Annotated in this window: 2 protein-coding genes; both read left to right on the forward strand. The window is 59.3% G+C overall.

The features are described from left to right. The coding region (locus RFM40_RS33560; RefSeq protein WP_320279055.1) for a helix-turn-helix domain-containing protein at nucleotides 1-247 on the forward strand (247 nt) is incomplete at its 5' end. Then, on the forward strand, nucleotides 244-1029 hold a 786-nt coding region (locus tag RFM40_RS33565), incomplete at its 3' end, for an IS3 family transposase (protein ID WP_320279056.1). The genes RFM40_RS33560 and RFM40_RS33565, both read left to right, overlap by 4 nt.

Raw genomic sequence — 1029 nt, forward strand, 5'->3', positions numbered from 1 at the left:
CCGGCCGGCCAGATCGACAGCAGGACTAGACGGGGCCGCGCAGCTGCAGAATTCAGTCGATCTGCCGACGCCTCAGGAAAAGGCACTGACCAAGGCCAGGCGCCGGATCAGGGAATTGGAGCAGAAAGTCGGGCAACAGCAGCTTGATCTCGATTTTTTTCGCGAAGCCTTGCGGCACTTCGAGGAAGATCAGCGCCGGAGCAGCGCTCCTGGCGAAACGGGATCTTCAAAGTCATCGAAAAGATGACGACCGGCCTGTCGCAAGGCGACTTCAACATCGATCGAATGTGCTGGCTCGCTGGCGTCAGCCGCGCGAGCTACTATCGTCACTGGCTAGACTCGGCCCCGCGTCGGGCCGAGACAGGTTTGCGGGGTCTCATTCAAAAGATGGCTCTCGCCAACGCGCACTACGGCTACCGCCGGATCGGAGCCCTGTTGCGTCGGGAGGGGTGGCAAGTCAATCACAAGTGCGTTCTACGCATCATGCGTGAAGACAATCTGCTGTGCCTGCGCACGCGACCCTTTGTGCCTACAACGACGAACTCGAGGCATGGTTGGCAAGTCGTGCCGAACCTTGCCAGGGGCATGATCCTTACTGGGGTCAACCAGCTATGGGTTGCCGATATCACCTTCCTGCATCTGGCTGAGGAGTTTGCTTTCCTTGCCGTTGTGCTTGACGCGTTTAGCCGCAGGGCGGTCGGATGGGCGTTGGATACGCATCTCAGAGCAAGCCTTGCCATTGAGGCCCTCGAGATGGCCATCACCGATCGCCAGCCTGCTCCAGGGGGTCTCGTGCACCATTCCGATCGCGGCGTTCAATACGCCTGCGGGGCCTACTCTGAACTTCTGCATCTCCATGGCATCCAGGCGAGCATGAGCCGCGTCGGAAATCCTTACGACAACGCGAAGGCGGAAAGCTTCATGAAAACGCTGAAGCAGGAAGAGGTGCAAGATCTCGCCTGTAAGGATGCAGATGATGCCCGCAGGCGCATCGGCGCTTTCATCGATACCGTTTACAACACGCAGCGC

The organism is Mesorhizobium captivum (genome assembly GCF_033977165.1).
GTDB classification, from domain to species: domain Bacteria; phylum Pseudomonadota; class Alphaproteobacteria; order Rhizobiales; family Rhizobiaceae; genus Mesorhizobium; species Mesorhizobium captivum.